This is a genomic window from Psychrobacter sp. C 20.9 (assembly GCF_001921765.1).
GTDB lineage: Bacteria > Pseudomonadota > Gammaproteobacteria > Pseudomonadales > Moraxellaceae > Psychrobacter > Psychrobacter piscatorii_B.
This window is the reverse complement of record NZ_MRYC01000001.1, coordinates 304,495-322,345: the sequence shown is the minus strand read 5'-3', so window position 1 is coordinate 322,345 and position 17,851 is coordinate 304,495. Positions and strand designations below refer to the sequence as shown.

Sequence of the window (17,851 nt, the reverse complement as noted above, 5' to 3'; positions counted from 1 at the left end):
TTGACGATGACTTAAAAAAGGTGAGGAGATGCAGGTGAGTCGTATACGTATAAAGCACGAATTGGCTAGTACCATTCTTAAGGTGAATATTACCAAAAATATAAGCTTGCCCGCGTTTGCCCTAAGTCTGGCTGTCCTACCAATCACCGTACAAGCCAGTAACGTCCAAACCTATGTGATTGACACTTATGGCGGTGCCACGCTCCTGCCAATAGTAAGGCAACAACTCAATAGTAGCGCTGATGGCGGCACCGTCAGCATTTACCAAGGTAAGCTAGTACTAATAACAACACCCCGCAATTATCAAATGATACAGCAGCTACTCACGCAGATTGACCGTCAGCCACAAGCGCTCACAGTCGCGGTGCGTGTTGGCAATAGCAGCAGTGTTCAGGATAATATTCGTCAGGGTCAGGTTATTATTACCAATCGCGGTATCCAGGGTGCAGGCGTAATCAATCAATATAACCGCCAGCAACAAGGTAGTAGCTTGTATCAAGTACAAACGCTGTCTGGTAGTGCCGCTAGTATCGGTACAGGTACGCTCTATTCATTGACGCAGAACTATCGTGCCACTATTCAACCAAATTATCATTATCCAGCTGACCGTCAGCCAAGCGCGCAGATTATTATTCAGCAGCAAATACTACTGCCAACGATGCAAGGCATTGCTGTCACACCGCGTCTACTACCGAATGGTCAAGTCGAAGTGAGGTTATCACAAGTTGAAGAGCGACTGGCGCGATCCAACTCATCCTATAATAAGCACGGCACGAGCAATAATAGCATTCAAAGTCAAAGTCAAAGTCTGAACAGTACGATCATTGTGCCGCGCGGACAATGGGTGACGATTGGTGAGATTTCACAACGCTCAGTCAATAGCGGCAGTCGAACGGTCAAGAGCACTAACACGGTACCGATTGAGTTGTTGGTTCAATAGCTCATTATGCAAATGGCTAAATACAAAAAAGCGCGGTGTTATTAATAGCACCGCGCTTCTCTATAGATGATAGGTTCAAACCCTAGTCAATATAAACCACTTCAAGCGGCGGAAATCCATTGAACTCAACTGATGAATACGAGTTGGTATAAGCACCTGTGGTTAGCCAATAGATTTTGTCACCAATCTCAAGCTCTTCTGGCAGCTGATAACCTGCTTCTTCGTACATGATATCGGTTGAGTCACAGGTTGGTCCTGCCAGTACGACCGTCCCTTCACTGGTAGATGTTTCCATCTTGGGAGTATAAACAGGATATTTGATGGCTTCGCCGAGCGTCTCGATTAAGCCTTGGAATAAACCAACATCCGTATATACCCAGCGCGCCAAATCAGTGTCTGACTTACGAGAGATCAGTACCACATCACTAACCAAAACACCTGAACCACCGACCAGTGAACGACCTGGTTCTAAAATAATCTCAGGCATCTCGTCATCATTATAATCATCAGTCAAATAGCTGGTAATCTCTTCTGCATAGACCTTAATAGGATTGACTTCGCTGATGTAGTTGGTTGGGAAGCCGCCACCTAGATTGATCATCTGTAGCTTGATGCCTTCTTCGTTCTTCATCCAGTCAAACATATATTTAACTTTGGCTAATGCATCATCCCATGCCGCAACGTCTTTTTGCTGGCTACCCACATGGAACGAGATACCATAAGGTACCAAGCCAAGCTCGCGCGCCTGAATGAGTAGATCAATGGCCATATTAGGGTGACAGCCAAACTTACGTGACAATGGCCATTCTGCTGTCTCTGATCCTTGTACCAATATGCGCACAAATACTTTAGAACCAGGTGCGTGTTTGGCGATATTTTTAAGATCGGCTTCTGAATCAGTCGCGTACAGATCGATACCTTTTTCAAAAGCATACTTAACATGGTCGGCTTTTTTGATGGTGTTACCATAAGAGATGCGCGATGGTTCAACGCCGCAATCAAGCACACGATTCAGCTCATAGATAGAGGCACAGTCAAAGTTAGAACCAAGCTTTGCCAGCAGATTGATAACTTCAACCGCAGGACTGGCTTTCATCGCATAATGCAATTTGGCTTTCGGAAACAGGGTCACCATCTCATGATACTTGGTCTCGATACGACTTAGGTCAACCACCAAAAATGGGGTCTCGCGACCTTCAGCAGCTTTGGTAAATTTCTGCCAGCTGGCAGGGTCAAAATATTGGTCAATTTTGATCATGGTCATAGTAGTAAACCTTTGATGAGAGTAGTATCTGCTAGAAAAGTGAACGTCAAATCGTGGATATTAGATCATAATATCCACGTTAAGCATCATTGTATTCAGAATAAAAGATTAAGAATTGATCGGTTGTGGCTGCTGTTCAGCTGATGATGCGCCTTGCTTTTCGCGTATCTTGAGGACTTTACGAACTTTATCACGGGCACGTGTCTGTTTCAAACGAGACAGGTAGTCAACGAATATCACGCCATTGAGGTGATCCATTTCGTGTTGGATACAGACGGCAAGTAAGCCTTCTACCACTTCGTCAATGACGTCGCCGTTCTCGTCTAGTGCCTCGATACGTACTTTATTAGGGCGCTCGACTTTGTCATAGACATCTGGGACCGAGAGACAGCCTTCTTCGTACGGTTGTTTGTCTTCTACCAATGGCGTGACTTTTGGATTAATAAATACTCTTGGCGCATTTTTGTCTTCAGACAAATCCATCACGATCAGCTGAATATGACGATCGACTTGGCTTGCGGCAAGGCCAATACCTTGAGCATCATACATTGTCTCAATCATGTCTGAGATTAAGGTTTTGATTTCAGCAGTCACTTCCTTGACTGGCTTGGCAATCGTGCGCAAGCGGGGATCTGGGTAACTTAAGATAGGGAGTAGTGCCATAACGCTCACCTCAATGATAAGGACAAAATAGGGTTGATATTATAAGATAAATGGGGACAAAAGTAATGCTTATCAATACTTTCCCGTCTATATCACGTCTCATGCATTTACAAATTAAAGATTTTGATAAGTATCTGGACAAAAAAAAGCCTCACTTAATGCAAGGCTTTTTTGTAGATATTCCATCTAGTCGGTCATTATGCACGGCGTTTGTTTACAATCATTTCATACAAGAATAGCAAAATGATCGCGCCGATGACTGAGAAGATAAGACCAGTGAAACCGCCATCTGCATTGATACCGATCAAACTCGCTAGGAAACCGCCTAACATGGCACCGACGATACCCAATACGATCGTCATAATCCAGCCCATAGGGTCACTGCCTGGCTTAATAGCACGTGCCAATAAACCTGCGACCAAACCTACGATAATCATCCAAATAAAGCTCATGTTATTCTCCTAAATTATTAATATTTATAATGTGTTGCTAATTTAATAACTCCATTGTAAAGATTCCTCAAACGTAAAAGTAAGCACAAAATGTTACCTGTGTAGGGCCTATGTGAGGAAAAAGTCAGATTTGCTATTACGTAGGTGTAATAGGTAAACGGAAGGTTAAAAAGGTAGCCGTGGTGCTAACAGGATGGCGTGTCAATCATTGCGCTACGACAGAAGAATTTGACGAGGGTAGGGAATTAAATAAAAAAGCGCAGCCCGTTTATCAGACGGCCACGCTTTTGTTTAATACTAATTTTTTAGATACTAATTTTAGGGTTTAGGGTTTAGGGTTAAATCAATCGTTTATTTATCACGCAATGCCGCTAATAGACGCTGATGAATCCCCTCAAAACCACCGTTGGACATCACGACTATTGCATCACCTGCTTGAGCATGACTACTGATATGTTCAATAATAGTATCGACACTAGACATCACTTGCTGGTTACTGATGGAGTCACTTGTAGCCGTGGCTTGTTCGATGACTTCTCTCAAACCCCATTCTAGTCCCGCTGGCTCATACCACAATGTATAGTCAGCGAGGGCAGCTGACTCAGCCAAGCTGTCTTGGTGAATACCCATTTTCATGGTATTACTGCGCGGCTCAATAATCGCCCAAATACGTCTGCCAGCCAGTTTCTTTTTGGCACCGTCTAATGTTGTGGTAATTGCAGTAGGGTGATGGGCAAAGTCATCAAAGACTAAGACATCGTTTACATCACCGATCAACTCCATCCGGCGTTTGATACCAGCAAAAGCCGATAATGCGGCGCAAGCGGTAGAGATGCTGACACCGACATCATAAGCGGCCGCGACGGCAACCAAGGCATTATTGACGTTATGAATACCACTCATGCCCCAGTCGATGACAGCTACTTCTTTATCAGCAGAAAAGCTCACTTGAAATTGACTGCCATCTTCGCGAATGAGTTCCGCTTGCCAGTCGCTATTGTCTTTAAGCGTACTGTCGTTTTTACTGGTATTAGATGCGGTCGTATCGATGACAGCAGTACGCCAGATAGGGGTCCAAACGCCTTTTGCTAACGTATCTTCTAAGCTGATTGTTGCTGCAGGCATGATAATTTTTCCGGTACTTGGAATCATCCGTACCATATGATGAAACTGCGTTTGGATCGCATTCAAATCAGCAAAAATATCGGCGTGATCAAATTCTAGGTTGTTCAAGATAGCGGTGCGCGGACGATAATGAACGAATTTTGAACGTTTATCAAAAAACGCAGAATCGTACTCATCAGCTTCAATGACAAAATAACCAGAAGGGACTGTCGTATCATCGTCAGTTTTTTCTGCCCCTAGATAGCTGCTGTGTGCAAATACCTGCTGTAAGTGCTCATCAGTGGTATTGACCAGTGGCACACCGCCAATTAAAAACCCTGTATCGATACCAGCGTAATGCAATATCCAAGCAAGCATGGTTGTCGTTGTTGTCTTACCATGAGTACCAGCAACCGCTATCACGTGGCGCGATTGCAGCACTTGCTCTGACAAAAACTGCGGACCTGACGTGTAGCGCAGACCCGTATCTAGCATATACTCAATCACATCCATGCCACGCTTCATCGCATTACCAACAACGACCAAGTCTGGCGCTGGTTGCAAATGCTTTACGAGATAGCCTTCTTCAATAGTGACGCCCGCATTTTCAAGTTGGGTAGACATAGGAGGATAGACATTGGTATCTGAGCCAGTAACGGTATGCCCAAGTTCACGCGCTAATAATGCCAGCGAGCCCATAAAAGTACCACAAATACCAAGAATATGAATATGCATAGACGTTCCGTAAGAGCTTGAATAAGTGAAATAGAGAGAGTAAAAATAAAGTTTTGGGTGCTGAGCTGTTATCAATCGTGACTAACGTTTTAATCAGTCATTGCCATGGCAGTAGTCTGGCAGACAAGCGATCATTGTAAAGTAAACGCTGTTCGATGACCAACAAAAAACGCCTAACAAGTAGGCGTTATCTAGCTGATAAATGCTGTCTTATTTGGCAGCATACCAAGCACTTGCTGTCTATTTACGTGACAACGTATAGTCATTATTTAGGTTTTTTTGCTCATCTATCAAAATCAGATGATTGTCTTGAATATAATAAGACTCAATATGTTTGTCTTCATATACAATGGTGATTTTGTCCTTATCTTGACGATAGACGCCAGACTCAAGCAACGGTGCGCGCTGTTGTTCAGCATCGTGATAGGTACTAGATTTTAGTACAGATCCATCAGAAAATAGGTTCAAAGTAACATCGATACTATCGCAGTCGTCACAAGGCACCATACCACCATAATCACCCATTAGCGTAGCTTGCAGCGCACTACTGTTCGATTCCGAGTGTATAGTCGAAGGGTGCATATGCCCCTCATTACTGGATTGGGCAGCAGCAATAAGTGATTGCCCTTCTGTAGATTCATTCAAACTGTCATCAGGATTTGACTCAGACATACTGTCGCTTTCTATCTCTTCTGATGTGCTCTGCTGAGCAGATTCTGCTGATGCGTCGACAAATGAAGCTTTAGTCCTCATGTCTTGATCAGAATTCGAGGAGGCGCTATCACAGCCTATCAATAGCACACAGAGTGGTACCGCTAATAAGGACGGTCCCCAGCGTCTAATGACAGTAGATGTGGTAGAGCAAATAGGTGCAAGATATATCATGGTCATACCAAAACAGTTTTTTAAATAGTGTGTCTAAAAATCACCCATGCTATCGGTAACATTGAGCAAATACCGTTACCAAAAACGCGAGACAATGGGTCGTATAAACGTTGCGATAATATAAATATTGGAATTTGAGAGCGTATCTGATCTTTGAAATATAGACAATTTATCGCTCAAAAGCGACGGAGCTCTCATAACTGCTCACTAAAACTACCCACTAAAAAAATAGGCTGTCTAAAGGTATCAAAGGGTTACAGATATATCTGTGGACTTTTTGTTGTGTTCAATATGCTTGGTATAGCAAAGTAGGCTCTATCGGTTTGTCTAACATAGGTAATAAAAGAGGTCTAACAGTACCAAATATAAAAACAGACATTGCATAAAAATATGAATGTCTGTTTAGAAAGAAGTGATAACAGTAAAATATAAAGTGATTTTAATGAACTATCGAGCGATAGACTGATTGGTGATAGGTCGCACGATACGCCACAATATCACCCCATGCGCCACAAGAAGTACGCTAAATAGGATCAACGACAGCTCAGGGATACTAAGCCCGACAAACGTCCAATCGATAGAAGCACACTCACCAGAACCTGCAAATACTTCTTTGAGCACTTGCAACATAGGCAAGGTATCTAGCCAATAGTCCAAGCCTGGGCCGCATGACGGTACTTGATCGGCAGGTAGGTGCTGTAGCCAAACATGGCGTATAGCCACAGCAGTAGACCAGCCAATACCTGCCAAACTACCAAGCCATAATAGCAACTTCACCACTTTGGATTTTGGATTAAATAATGCTGATATCAGCGCAAAACCGCCCATGACTATTAGACCAATACGCTGAAAAATACAGAGCGGGCAAGGCGAAAGCCCTAGATGGCGCTGTAAATAAAACAGCGCAAAGCTCATGCCTATTATGGCCATCAATACTAAAAATATTTGCAAGTTACGGTAAGTGGTCAGCTGTCGCATGGTGCGTTACTCTTATGGTTTCATCTATACAGAGGTTAGGAGGCAATCAGGTTTAGCGATACTGCTGTAAAAAGTCCATAAAGTCTTCTGTCTCAGACTTCTCAATCTCAGCCTGCTGCAAGATAGACTTTTCTGCCAATACTTCGTATTTCGCTTGGGTGTTTGGACTGAGAGTCTGCTGCAATAATGACTCGCGATGCTGCTGCGCTAATGTAAAACCAAGCTGCCATAGACTACCTAAGCGTTTGCTATCAGAGTTTACTTGGGCGGAGATCGTCGACTCAGAATGTCCGGCTTTGCCTTGCATCAATGCCACTGCAGCACGGTAGTCATTGCCACCATAATGAGCATCTAGCAATGCAGCAAGTGGCTGCATACGCTCCAGATGCATCAGCATCCAGCCCTCAAGCGATTGCTCTTGACCGTTATTGATGATGTGTAAACCTTCACGGCGACCTTCGTTGACCACACGCTCTAGGTTAATAGCGAGTGCTTCTTCTTCTTCAGGCAGCAAATCAGGTGAATCGCTGAATAGACAGTAGAGCGCCATCACTTCTAAAAAGCAAGCACTAGAGAGACGAATACCAACATCGCTATAAGGATCGAGATCAATAGCACGAAACTCAACATAAGCAATACCGCGACGCTCAAGCGCTTCGGTTGGTGTCTCACCACTCATCGCAATTTGCTTAGGACGGATAGGGCTATAGTATTCATTTTCTATCTGAAGAATATGATTATTGATCTGAATTGGGTTGCCATCTTCATCTTCCAGACCAAGCTTGGCAAAGCTCTCATGCGGTGTTTGGATCGCGCGGCGTAGTCCAGCGACATACTCTGGCAAATAGTTATAACGAATATCCAGCTGCTCTTGCACGCTATTGGTGTAGCCAAGCTTACCCATACGCAGACTGGTGGCAGTCGGCTTATAGTAGGTTGAGTCGTTCAATAGCTCTAAGTCATGCTCACGCCCAGCAACAAAACAAGGACATACGCTTGGACTTGCACCCAGTAAATACAACACAATGCTGGTCAGTCGCTTAAAGTTGCGAATAAGCCCTAGGTATTTCTCGTTTTTGAATTCTGTTAGCGTCTGCTCTTGTGCCGTTGGGGTTTGCGCTTGCCACGTTTCAAAGAGCGTGTCACCAAAAGATAGATTGTAATGTAACCCTGCGATGGTCTGCATGCGGCGACCATAGCGGATACCAAGACCACTGCGATAAAGGGTTTTTAGCTTACCTGTATTAGAGCTACCATAATCAGCCAGTGGAATATCTTCATCTTTAGAAGACAGCATACAGGGCATAGATAGTGGCCACATCAGCTCGCCTTCCGGCATACCTTGATACACCAAGACATGCAATTGACGCAGCATGTTCAATGTCTCTTTTGGCGAAGCTTTTGGTTCGGTGATAAGTTCAAGCAGGCTTTCTGAATAATCGGTAGTAATAAAAGGATGGGTCAATTTTGATCCGAGTTTGGCTGGATGCGGCGTCTGTGCCAAAAAACCATCAGGTTTTACGCGCAGCCCTTCTTTTTCGATACCGCGAAGCATACCCGTTAAATGCTGGCTGTCAAACCAATTGGGAATGTCAAAATTAACAAAGCTACTCGCAAAATTACTCATAATAGTCATCTATTGTTATTCATTATGGCGGATCAAAGCACGATGGGCGTTTGTCCATAAAAGGGTTAAATGTTCGGTCAATAATCCCGTCAGTTTAGCTCAAAGCCGTGGTTAAAACCACGAACAATTACAAATACGATAAGCTTTGGGCGAGCCGAATAATCTAGATTTGACTTAATATTTTAAGTCAAATTCGTTGGCCAAAAAAAGCATCTACCCAAGAGATAGATGCTTTGACAGTCATGCTATAAGCCATCAAACACAGTGCCAACGCACCATGGCATCATCCATACGGTCATGGTGTTGTCGTCAGTTTAAATAGAAAATGACGAGCCACAGCCGCAAGTGGTGGTGGCATTGGGGTTGGTCACGACAAAACGTGCGCCTTCTAACCCTTCAGTGTAGTCAACGGTAGAGCCTTGCAAATATTGATAGCTTAGCGAGTCAACAACCAAGGTCACATCACCATTATCAAAATTGGCATCGTCTTCATTTAAGTCGTTGGCAAAGTTAAATCCATAAGAAAAACCTGAACAGCCGCCGCCCGTCACATAGACGCGTAGCATCAGTTCGCTATCACCTTCTTCTTCGCGCAGACGGCGTACTTTTTGTGCCGCACTGTCGGTTAGGCTTAATACCGTAGGATCTACTGGCTGATTTGAGCTTGGATTAAATTGGTTGGCTGATTCGTTCATATCTACCTCAGTTGCTAGGATCAAATGCGGTCGTCGTCCTGTTTGGGTTTGCAACAAAATGATTGCAAATAAAGATACGCACGGCGTTTGATTTAATTGGGTGCTGTCGTTATGGCAAAGCTATTGGTGCATTATAAGCTGTTTGTGCAATATCAATACGGTGTTTGTGCCACCAAAGCACTTTATTGATGGTGGGCACTTATCTTTAGCAGTATATCATAATGGGGGTATTCATTCGCTTGTCAAGAGTCATCGTCCTTACCAGAACTGATGAATCAAAACTTTTATAGCTATCAAGGTTATACTCATTATTTGTGCGAGAGTATATGGCTGCCAAAAGTCTTGTTATAGTCATTCGTATCGATAGGCTGATAATGATTATATAATCTAGGGTCATTGGCATAAATACTTAATTTTAAAACACTTCGTTTTGAAATAGTTATTTAATTGTTTGCCTATGTGGCAAGCGTTTGAAATAATAGCCGCCAGTTGGCATATCCTATGCGTGTTTCTTATTGCCCTATATTTATATTATTTTTGAGATGAAGAAATTATATGATCGAATTTAAAGACGTTGGTGTTCGCCGTGATGGTCGTGAATTGTTTGCAGGTGCAAGCTTTCAGCTACATCCGGGTCACAAAGTTGGCTTAACAGGCAACAACGGCACCGGCAAATCGACTTTGTTTGCCTTATTGTTGACGCAAATGGGCAAAGGCGATACCGAAGTCACGCTCGATAGAGGCGAGGTTAGTATTCCAGATAGCTGGCATGTCGCGCATATGGCGCAGGAAGTGGGTGCGACGACGCAGTCTGCTATTGATTATGTGTTGAGCGGTGATGAGCAGTGGTATGAGATCAATGCAGCGCTCAATGACTTAAGTAGCGTCAGTGATGAGCAAATTGGCGTCTTGCATCAGCAGTTCGATGAAATTGATGGCTATCGTACGCCGACCAAAGCGGCACAAATCATGGCAGGCCTTGGGTTTAACACCAGTCAGCACGAGCTGCCTGTCTCAGGGTTTTCAGGTGGCTGGCGCATGCGCTTAAACCTCGCCAAAACCTTGATGAGCCGCGCTGATTTGATGCTGCTCGATGAGCCGACCAACCATTTAGACTTAGACGCCATTCTCTGGCTTGAGACTTGGATCAATGCTTATACTGGACTGGTCATCGTCATCTCGCATGACCAAGCGTTTTTGGATGCTACCGTCGGTCATATCTTGCACGTCGAACAACAAAAAATAACCCTTTATACGGGTAATTATCAACAGTTCATTCGCACCCGTCACGAGCGCATGGCGCAGCAGCAGCAAGCGTTTGAGAAGCAAGAAGCGACCAAGGCACATCTGGATGATTTCATTCGTCGTTTCCGTGCCAAAGCCAGTAAAGCCAAGCAAGCCCAAAGCCGTATCAAGCAGTTAGAGCGCATGTCGGAGCTCTCACCAATGATGGCTGACAACCCATTCTCTTTTCGCTTTTATGAACCGGCAAACATGAGCTCACCGCTGATTGAGCTGACCCATGCAGATATTGGCTACAGCGAGACGCCGCTACTGCGTGATGCCAATGTGCAAGTGACGCCGGATACGCGTATTGGCCTATTGGGCATGAATGGCGCAGGTAAATCGACCTTGATTAAAGCCTTGGTCGGCGAGCTGAAAATTTTGTCAGGTACTTACCGCGTGTCCGATACCTTAAAACTTGGCTACTTTAACCAGCATCAAATGGATATCTTGGATGCCAAAGCCACGCCGATAGAAATGCTGCGCCGCCTAGCAGGCAAGACCTCTGATGCCGTGTTACGCTCATTTTTGGGCAGCTTTGATTTTCGCGGAGATCGTATTGACACCCCTAGTGAGCTATTCTCTGGTGGTGAGCGTGCGCGCTTGACCTTAGCATTGATCGTCTGGCAACGTCCAAATGTCCTTGTCCTCGATGAGCCAACCAACCATTTGGACTTACAAATGCGTCAAGCATTGACCATTGCCTTGCAAGGGTTTCAGGGCGCGGTGGTATTGGTGTCGCATGATCGTGAGCTAATTGCCAATGTCTGTGATGAGCTGTATCTCGTTCATGATGGCAGAATTGATGAGTTTGACGGTGACATCAGTGACTACGGCAAATGGCTGGCAGAAAAGCGTAAGCAAGAAAATTCACAAGACAAAAGTAGCAGTAATAAGAAAAGCAAGAAAGAAAGTAAAAAATTCGTTTCACGTGAAACAGGCAATAGCCAAGTGACCAATCAAGTGAGCAATACAGCACCTGATAATTCATCAAAAAGTAACACTGCGACCCCAGCGCTTAGTAAAGAAGAACAACGCAAATTAGCCGCTGAACAGCGTAAGCGCACTGCACCTATCCGCCGCGAGATAGAAGAGACAGAAAAAGCACTTGCCAAGATTGAAGGGCAGCTTGCAACGCTTGAGGAAAAGCTGGCTGATACCGAGTTGTACGAAGAAAGCCGTAAGGCGGACTTACTGGTCTTACTGAATGAGCAAACCGCGCTACAGCAGCAGCACAGCGATAACGAAGAAAAATTGCTGCTATCGATGACGACGCTAGAAGAAATGGAAGCGGAATTTTAGTAGCAAGTTATATGAGATTTGGCTGTTAAGCGATTTTCGTCGTAAGTAATCAAACATAAAAAAGGGAGGGCGCAAGCCCTCCCTTTTTTTACATCGTTTTTTGCAACATTATTCCTTACGGTATTTACCATCACCATAAGACAATACTTTCATTGTGGTCGTACAGAGCTGGCAATCGATTTGACTAGCAGCAGCTTTCGATAAATCAAGAATACGGCCTCGAATATAAGGGCCTCGGTCTGTGATTTTGACCACGACACTTTTTTTTGTTTTTTGGTTGGTCACTTGAACTTTTGTGCCAAACGGTAACGTGCGATGGGCAGCGGTTAGTGAGTTCATGTTAAAGATACTACCACTTGCAGTGCGTTTACCATGAAACTTGCTGCCGTAATAACTGGTATTGGCCGCAAAAACTGTGGTACTCAGTAATAGTGATAACGTGACAACCAAAGACTTAATTAAATATGACATTCATGACCTATAAGCAATTTATGAAATAGACAGCGATGCTTGCCTATGTTGTCATACCCCTATGAGTATGAATAAGGAGGGGATTTTACAAGATATAGATTGTCAAACTATTACAGCCGTGTAAAAAACTCATGAGGTCAAATACTTGTTTTTTAAGGAAAAAATATCATTTTTGACTAAAAATAATGGAAGAATGAGTACCGAGCATAGGCTTATAGAGAATGATTCTTACTAAGGAGTCAACAAGAGACCAGAAAGTAAATAACAAAATGCAAATAAGTGATATATAAATACGAATACTATCGATATAGTAAGTTTTGACCGCGAAAGCCTACCGAAAACAGTCTATTTTATTGTAATAAAAGCTTTCTATTTTATTACTAAACTGTAAAAAACCAAAATTATTGATTGCTTTAGGCTGTTTGAGAAAACTGGTCATATCGTATGGCGAGTCATTAAGAAAAACATGGGGGTTCATGGCTGTTAAAAAACAGAGGTTGGAATATTTCAGTAAATATAAACAACAATCATTGAGTAAAAAAGACGGTCTCATCACTTTTATTAATCATTAGGCGGCTTTATTTTTGTCTTTATCTTATATTTTCAATTTTCGTTACATCAATAAAAGTCAGTGATATAAAGCATTCTAGGAAGTCATCTAGAGCAATATTGACTATAGAGATATATTTCTATAAGTTTTCTTACAAAACAGTTGCATAAAAGAGACTTTAAGCTTAGAATTTTCTACCCAACAAATATTAACTAATGGAGTCACGTATGAAAAAAGTTGTTGCTGTGGCATTGCTCGCTGTTTTGACATCAGGATGTGCGACGCAAAACTATCTTGTGTCTTCATCGACTGCACCGACAGCCGCTACGAAGGCTGATGCTGATAAAATGCAGACTTTCTTTGTCAGCGGTTTGGGTCAAGAGCAAGACATTGACGCGGCCGAAGTTTGCCAAGGCAAAGAGAATGTGGCAAGTATCCAAACGCAAAGCAACTTTATCAATATTGCGCTAGGTTTTATATCCTCAGGTATCTATACCCCACGCCAAGTCCGTGTTTACTGCAAGTAAGGAATAATGAATATGAAAAAACTACTAACAATGGCAGTGATGGGTTCAGTATTATTGGTATCAGGTTGTGCAACCCAAACAGGTCTTATTCAACCAACTCAAAATACCACTCCAGAATATACTAAGTCACAGACCTTCTTTATTGGCGGTATTGGGCAAGAACAGACTGTAAACGCTGCTGAAGTATGCGGCGGCGCACAAAATGTTGCCAAAGTTCAAACAGTACAAGAAGCCAAAGACATCGCACTAGGTTTGGTCACTTTTGGTATTTATACCCCTCGTACGGCTAAAGTTTTTTGCCGATAAGAGACGTTATCAATACCTCACATCATTTATTTTGACCATTAATTGATCGATGTGGAGCGTTGTATCCTAGAGCCGTTAAAAAAAAGAGCAAACAGTCACTGTTTGCTCTTTTTTTTGTGGTGAATATTGGTCATCAGTGATGACAGAGATGCTGCAATGAATTGATAAGATTACTGGTAATATTTTTATAACGGTGTTTATTTTGATTATTGCTATCATAAAGTATGGACTATAAAAAATGACTATACCGAACACTAATATTGATCGATATGATCCATTCTACAGTTAGCAATTCGGTATGACTGATATGTTTTTATGTTGAGGAAAATAACATGGCAGAGAAAAATTACTATGACATTCTAGGGGTCAAAAAAGACGCCACAGATGCCGAGATCAAAAAAAAATACCGTAAGCTTGTGCGTCAATTCCATCCTGATGTCAGTGATGATCCAGACGCGGATAGTAAGATTGCTGAGATTAATAACGCTTATGAAACCATTAGAGATAAAGACAAGCGTGCCGAATACGATGCGATGTTGGACAACCCGTTCGCTGGACAAGGTGGTGCAGGCGGTTTTGGTGGTTTTGGCGGTCAGGCGGGAGCGTCGCAAGGCGGTTTTCGCTGGGAGGATATCAAAGGCCAGTTCGGCGATGGCGAAGCATTTGGCGATGGCGGCTTTCGTTTCGATGATATTTTTTCAGCGTTTGGTCGCGGGGCGCGTGGTTCAGCCAGTGGTCAGGCAGGTGGTCGCTCTCAAAGCCAAGGGTTTGACCCTTTCGGTGGCGGTTTTGGGACGCAAGATAGTAAAGGTCAGGATCAGCATGCCGAGATTACAGTCGATCTGTCTTCAGTCTATAAAGGGGATGATTACAGCATTAAGTTAAACGTTCCTGTGCGTCAGCCTAATGGCGAGGTGAGCTACGACAACAAAACGCTCAAAATTAAAATTCCAAAAGGCATTACCGATGGCAAGCAAATTCGCTTGAGTGGACAAGGCGCCGCGGGCAGTAGCAACGGCAAAAATGGCGATTTGTTCTTAAAAGTAAAAATCCGCCATGATGACAATATCCGTATAGAAGGTGCGGACGTCTATCAGACTGTTAATATTGCTCCTTGGGAGGCGGCACTGGGTGAAAAAATCAATGTCAGCACGCCAGCTGGCACGCTTGGAGTGACCATACCCAAAAACAGTAAATCAGGTAGCAATCTTCGCCTAAAAGGTAAAGGTATCCCTGCCAAGCAAGTGGGCGATTTATACTTGACCTTAAATATCATCAATCCTGATGTCAGTAGCGATGCGGCAAGACAGGCTTATGAGCAGCTCAAGCAAGCCTTTGCCGGCACCACTATCAACCGTTAATCCATGCGCTTGATGGTCGACATTCATCATTATAGTTAGTCATCAAGATGAATGCGCCAACGATGGAATAAAGAGAAAACGAGGATAATAGCTATGAACCACTCGCCTGAATTTACCGATATCATTATGAGCTTAGATGAGCTTGTCTCTGCTTGTGGCCAAGAGCGCCAATGGGTCATCGAATTGATTGAAGAAAGTATTATTGAATACGATGTGCCAGAACGTGAACAGTTTACGGGCTACCAGCTGACAACTGTGCGCCGTGCCTCACGACTCAGCCGTGATTTTGACGCCAGCGTGCCTGCCATTGGGTTGATACTTGAGCTGTTAGATGAGGTTGAGCAGCTGCGTCAATTCAAACGTCAGTCTGAGCGCCAAACGCCTATCGTAGAGGTTGAGATCGACAGTATAAAGTAGTTAAGACCTAAAAATACCGCATAAAAAAAGGCCTTTATTAGGCCTTTTTTTATCGACAGAAAATGCTTTGCTAAAAATTAACGTGAATAAGTAGGATCAGCCGCTGCGGTAAATAATACATCAGTTGAAGAGTTCAGTGCGGTCTCTGCCGAATCCTGAATCACACCGATAATAAAACCAATGGCAACCACTTGCATGGCGATGTCGTTCGGTATGCTAAATAAGCTCGCTGCTAATGGAATCAGCAGCAACGAACCACCAGCAACACCAGAGGCACCGCAAGCGCTAATTGTCGCCACCAAACTCAATAGAAGCGCTGAAGCAAAAGACACCTCAATGCCCAAGGTGTGAGCGGCAGCAAGGGTTAACACGTTGATGGTAATCGCCGCACCCGCCATGTTGATAGTTGCCCCTAGCGGGATGGTCACTGAGTAAGTATCTTCGTGCAATCCAAGCTTACGCGCTAGGTTCATATTCACAGGAATGTTGGCGGCTGAACTGCGCGTAAAGAAGGCTGTAATTCCTGATTCGCGTAGACATCTGAACACAAGTGGATAAGGGTTTTTGCCCGTCTTAACAAGCACGATAATAGGGTTTGCGACCAAAGCGATAAACAGCATACAGCTGATCAGTACCATCAAAATACGGGCATAGCCTGCTAGCGAGGCAAAGCCTGTCTCAGCGACCGTACTGGCAACCAGACCCAAAATACCAAAAGGCGCTAGGGCAATAATCCACTTGACCACTTGCGAGATGGCATCGGCAAAGTCACCAACGACATTGCGGGCTGTGTCGCTGGCTTGGCGTAGCGCAAAACCAATGATGATGGCCCATGCCAAGATACCGATATAATTGGCTTCTGCAATGGCATTGACCGGATTGGCAACCAAATTCATCAATAGGTTGGTCAATACTTCTTTTAGGTCGGCGGGGGGAACTTGCGCGATATCGGCGTTGACCAATACCAGATCAGTGGGGAACAAAAAGCTGGCACCAACGGCAGTTAAGGCAGCCAAAAAAGTGCCAAACATATACATGATGAGCACAGGCTTGACATAGACTTCATTGCCACTGCGATGTTGGCTAATCGCCGCCATGACCAAAATGAACACCAGTATAGGTGCCACGGCTTTTAGTGCACCAACAAACAATGTACCAAGTAGCCCTATGGCGATACCGATACTTGGTGCTAGCCAACCGATCAGCACCCCCAACACTAAACCAATAATAATGAGCGGCACCAGCCCGATACGCTGATACATCGCAATCAATGAACGCATTTGTACATCCTCGACGTTTGTCAAAAGTAAATGAATTGTTTGAGCAAAAATTTATCGAGGGATGGTAGCATTTTTTGGCATATTCGCATACCACTCACAGCAGTGGAGGCGACGTATAAAGTGAAAGGTAACAGGTAAAATATAACGAGTGTGCTCAAATGTGGAGCAAGTATAGACGAAGGCAAATTAGCAAAAATGCCTAGGGCGTGTTAAACATTCGACCATGGCACTGACAGCGACTATTTTTTAGGCGATTCGATGTTAAAAATAATAAGTTTAGTCATTCTAAGCGCTTATTTTTAACGATGAAGCGGCAAAAAAGAGTCCTGTCCCTGCGGGCTGATGCTAAAATTGCCCCATACTGCGTTACAAATCTCGCTAAGGCATCTGCATTATCGTCGCTTTGTGCCTTGTCTGGAACAATTTTAGCGATCAGCAGTGCCTATTTGCGAATGTTCAACACGCCCTAGTTAACGAGGTATTAAAAGTAGTGATGAAGCGCAGAGAAAAGTGAACGGCAGCGCTATACCCTAAAGTGGGTCAACTCATAGCCTAATTGCTGATAGGCTTTATATTTGTGGCGACCTTCTTGGGTACTGGTAGCATCAGGTCTGATTAGCTCAAGGACGCGAGAGGGCTTGGCATTATTGGTCGTAGCCATAAAGCCAGTCACCGGACGTGTCGTTGTATTGAGCACGATACCATTAAAGTCTGCTGGCATATGATTGCCAAGTAGCACGGGGGCGGTAGAATGATGAGCGTTAGAGTCAGAACCTGTAGACTCAATATCTGACAAGCAGTGATGCGGGATAAAGCTGGTGGCCTCTTGTGCCCAAAGTGCTCTATCTAGCTCTGTTAGCAACGTTTCATCTTCGATCAAAATCAACAAAGACTGCGTGCTTTTGTTCAGCGCTGTCTGAGTCAACTGACAAATAAAGCCCAAGAAATCTTGGGCTTTACTCTCACTTAATACATAAAAACTGATCTTCATAGAATGGTTTTCATAAAGT

At 43.9% G+C, this 17,851-nt stretch carries 17 protein-coding genes; 6 read left to right on the top strand and 11 right to left on the bottom strand.

The features are described 5' to 3' along the window. The first annotated feature begins 28 nt into the window (after positions 1 to 28). Positions 29 to 940 (top strand): hypothetical protein, encoded by a 912-nt coding sequence (locus BTW00_RS01425; protein WP_075105885.1) that lies wholly within the window; start codon positions 29 to 31, stop codon positions 938 to 940. Between the two features lie 82 nt (positions 941 to 1,022). Here the strand turns inward: BTW00_RS01425 and BTW00_RS01420 are convergent, their stop codons facing one another. The 8 genes from BTW00_RS01420 to erpA form a co-directional block, all read right to left on the bottom strand. Continuing rightward, entirely contained in the window at positions 1,023 to 2,198 is a 1,176-nt protein-coding gene (locus BTW00_RS01420) for a type III PLP-dependent enzyme (RefSeq protein WP_075105912.1), read from the bottom strand. A gap of 114 nt (positions 2,199 to 2,312) precedes the next feature. Continuing rightward, positions 2,313 to 2,867 (bottom strand): peptide deformylase, encoded by a 555-nt coding sequence (gene def / locus BTW00_RS01415; protein ID WP_075105884.1) that lies wholly within the window; start codon positions 2,865 to 2,867, stop codon positions 2,313 to 2,315. Positions 2,868 to 3,064: 197 nt separating this feature from the next. Next, positions 3,065 to 3,319, bottom strand: a complete 255-nt coding sequence (locus tag BTW00_RS01410) for a GlsB/YeaQ/YmgE family stress response membrane protein (protein WP_058024727.1) — start codon at positions 3,317 to 3,319, stop codon at positions 3,065 to 3,067. 351 nt (positions 3,320 to 3,670) lie between these two features. Further along, positions 3,671 to 5,158, bottom strand: a complete 1,488-nt coding sequence (gene mpl / locus BTW00_RS01405; protein ID WP_075105883.1) for a UDP-N-acetylmuramate:L-alanyl-gamma-D-glutamyl-meso-diaminopimelate ligase — start codon at positions 5,156 to 5,158, stop codon at positions 3,671 to 3,673. 240 nt (positions 5,159 to 5,398) lie between these two features. Next, positions 5,399 to 6,043, bottom strand: coding sequence for a copper resistance protein NlpE N-terminal domain-containing protein (locus tag BTW00_RS01400; RefSeq protein ID WP_075105882.1), 645 nt, complete (start codon positions 6,041 to 6,043; stop codon positions 5,399 to 5,401). Positions 6,044 to 6,490: 447 nt separating this feature from the next. After that, positions 6,491 to 7,021, bottom strand: coding sequence for a disulfide bond formation protein B (locus tag BTW00_RS01395; RefSeq protein WP_071002630.1), 531 nt, complete (start codon positions 7,019 to 7,021; stop codon positions 6,491 to 6,493). Positions 7,022 to 7,073: 52 nt separating this feature from the next. Next, positions 7,074 to 8,648, bottom strand: a complete 1,575-nt coding sequence (gene gshA / locus BTW00_RS01390; protein WP_083499625.1) for a glutamate--cysteine ligase — start codon at positions 8,646 to 8,648, stop codon at positions 7,074 to 7,076. Between the two features lie 314 nt (positions 8,649 to 8,962). After that, positions 8,963 to 9,343: an iron-sulfur cluster insertion protein ErpA gene (erpA, locus tag BTW00_RS01385; protein WP_058024722.1), complete on the bottom strand. Its 381-nt coding sequence runs from the start codon at positions 9,341 to 9,343 to the stop codon at positions 8,963 to 8,965. Positions 9,344 to 9,898: 555 nt separating this feature from the next. Here erpA and BTW00_RS01380 point away from each other — a divergent pair. Continuing rightward, positions 9,899 to 11,929 (top strand): ATP-binding cassette domain-containing protein, encoded by a 2,031-nt coding sequence (locus BTW00_RS01380; protein ID WP_075105881.1) that lies wholly within the window; start codon positions 9,899 to 9,901, stop codon positions 11,927 to 11,929. A 108-nt stretch (positions 11,930 to 12,037) separates the two neighbouring features. On the opposite strand, the gene BTW00_RS01375 is transcribed toward BTW00_RS01380, so the two are convergent. Then, a complete protein-coding gene (locus BTW00_RS01375; RefSeq protein ID WP_058024720.1) occupies positions 12,038 to 12,400 on the bottom strand; it encodes a septal ring lytic transglycosylase RlpA family protein in 363 nt (120 codons plus the stop codon). A gap of 777 nt (positions 12,401 to 13,177) precedes the next feature. Between BTW00_RS01375 and BTW00_RS01370 the strand changes: the two genes are divergently transcribed. The 4 genes from BTW00_RS01370 to BTW00_RS01355 all read left to right on the top strand — a co-directional run bounded on the left by BTW00_RS01370 (position 13,178) and on the right by BTW00_RS01355 (position 15,561). Then, positions 13,178 to 13,477, top strand: a complete 300-nt coding sequence (locus tag BTW00_RS01370; RefSeq protein ID WP_058024719.1) for a Bor family protein — start codon at positions 13,178 to 13,180, stop codon at positions 13,475 to 13,477. A 12-nt stretch (positions 13,478 to 13,489) separates the two neighbouring features. Beyond that, complete coding sequence (locus BTW00_RS01365) at positions 13,490 to 13,783, top strand: Bor family protein (protein ID WP_071002625.1); 294 nt, start codon at positions 13,490 to 13,492, stop codon at positions 13,781 to 13,783. Between the two features lie 332 nt (positions 13,784 to 14,115). Then, on the top strand, positions 14,116 to 15,144 hold the full coding sequence (locus BTW00_RS01360; RefSeq protein ID WP_075105880.1) for a DnaJ C-terminal domain-containing protein: 1,029 nt from the start codon (positions 14,116 to 14,118) through the stop codon (positions 15,142 to 15,144). Positions 15,145 to 15,237: 93 nt separating this feature from the next. Then, positions 15,238 to 15,561, top strand: coding sequence for a chaperone modulator CbpM (locus tag BTW00_RS01355; protein ID WP_075105879.1), 324 nt, complete (start codon positions 15,238 to 15,240; stop codon positions 15,559 to 15,561). A gap of 77 nt (positions 15,562 to 15,638) precedes the next feature. Here BTW00_RS01355 and sstT read toward each other — a convergent pair whose 3' ends face one another. After that, positions 15,639 to 16,841 (bottom strand): serine/threonine transporter SstT, encoded by a 1,203-nt coding sequence (gene sstT / locus BTW00_RS01350; RefSeq protein ID WP_075105878.1) that lies wholly within the window; start codon positions 16,839 to 16,841, stop codon positions 15,639 to 15,641. 523 nt (positions 16,842 to 17,364) lie between these two features. Continuing rightward, a complete protein-coding gene (locus tag BTW00_RS01345; RefSeq protein WP_075105877.1) occupies positions 17,365 to 17,832 on the bottom strand; it encodes a DNA polymerase III subunit chi in 468 nt (155 codons plus the stop codon). Between the last annotated feature and the right edge of the window lie 19 nt (positions 17,833 to 17,851).

Bases quoted from the DNA above. Each gene is read 5' to 3' on its own strand.
- def (WP_075105884.1), bottom strand. From the start codon at position 2,867: ATGGCACTACTCCCTATCTTAAGTTACCCAGATCCCCGCTTGCGCACG.
- BTW00_RS01420 (WP_075105912.1), bottom strand. From the start codon at position 2,198: ATGATCAAAATTGACCAATATTTTGACCCTGCCAGCTGGCAGAAATTT.
- BTW00_RS01395 (WP_071002630.1), bottom strand. From the start codon at position 7,021: ATGCGACAGCTGACCACTTACCGTAACTTGCAAATATTTTTAGTATTG.
- BTW00_RS01345 (WP_075105877.1), bottom strand. From the start codon at position 17,832: ATGAAGATCAGTTTTTATGTATTAAGTGAGAGTAAAGCCCAAGATTTC.
- BTW00_RS01425 (WP_075105885.1), top strand. From the start codon at position 29: ATGCAGGTGAGTCGTATACGTATAAAGCACGAATTGGCTAGTACCATT.
- erpA (WP_058024722.1), bottom strand. From the start codon at position 9,343: ATGAACGAATCAGCCAACCAATTTAATCCAAGCTCAAATCAGCCAGTA.
- BTW00_RS01400 (WP_075105882.1), bottom strand. From the start codon at position 6,043: ATGATATATCTTGCACCTATTTGCTCTACCACATCTACTGTCATTAGA.
- BTW00_RS01370 (WP_058024719.1), top strand. From the start codon at position 13,178: ATGAAAAAAGTTGTTGCTGTGGCATTGCTCGCTGTTTTGACATCAGGA.
- BTW00_RS01410 (WP_058024727.1), bottom strand. From the start codon at position 3,319: ATGAGCTTTATTTGGATGATTATCGTAGGTTTGGTCGCAGGTTTATTG.
- BTW00_RS01355 (WP_075105879.1), top strand. From the start codon at position 15,238: ATGAACCACTCGCCTGAATTTACCGATATCATTATGAGCTTAGATGAG.
- BTW00_RS01360 (WP_075105880.1), top strand. From the start codon at position 14,116: ATGGCAGAGAAAAATTACTATGACATTCTAGGGGTCAAAAAAGACGCC.
- BTW00_RS01375 (WP_058024720.1), bottom strand. From the start codon at position 12,400: ATGTCATATTTAATTAAGTCTTTGGTTGTCACGTTATCACTATTACTG.
- BTW00_RS01380 (WP_075105881.1), top strand. From the start codon at position 9,899: ATGATCGAATTTAAAGACGTTGGTGTTCGCCGTGATGGTCGTGAATTG.
- gshA (WP_083499625.1), bottom strand. From the start codon at position 8,648: ATGAGTAATTTTGCGAGTAGCTTTGTTAATTTTGACATTCCCAATTGG.
- sstT (WP_075105878.1), bottom strand. From the start codon at position 16,841: ATGCGTTCATTGATTGCGATGTATCAGCGTATCGGGCTGGTGCCGCTC.
- BTW00_RS01365 (WP_071002625.1), top strand. From the start codon at position 13,490: ATGAAAAAACTACTAACAATGGCAGTGATGGGTTCAGTATTATTGGTA.
- mpl (WP_075105883.1), bottom strand. From the start codon at position 5,158: ATGCATATTCATATTCTTGGTATTTGTGGTACTTTTATGGGCTCGCTG.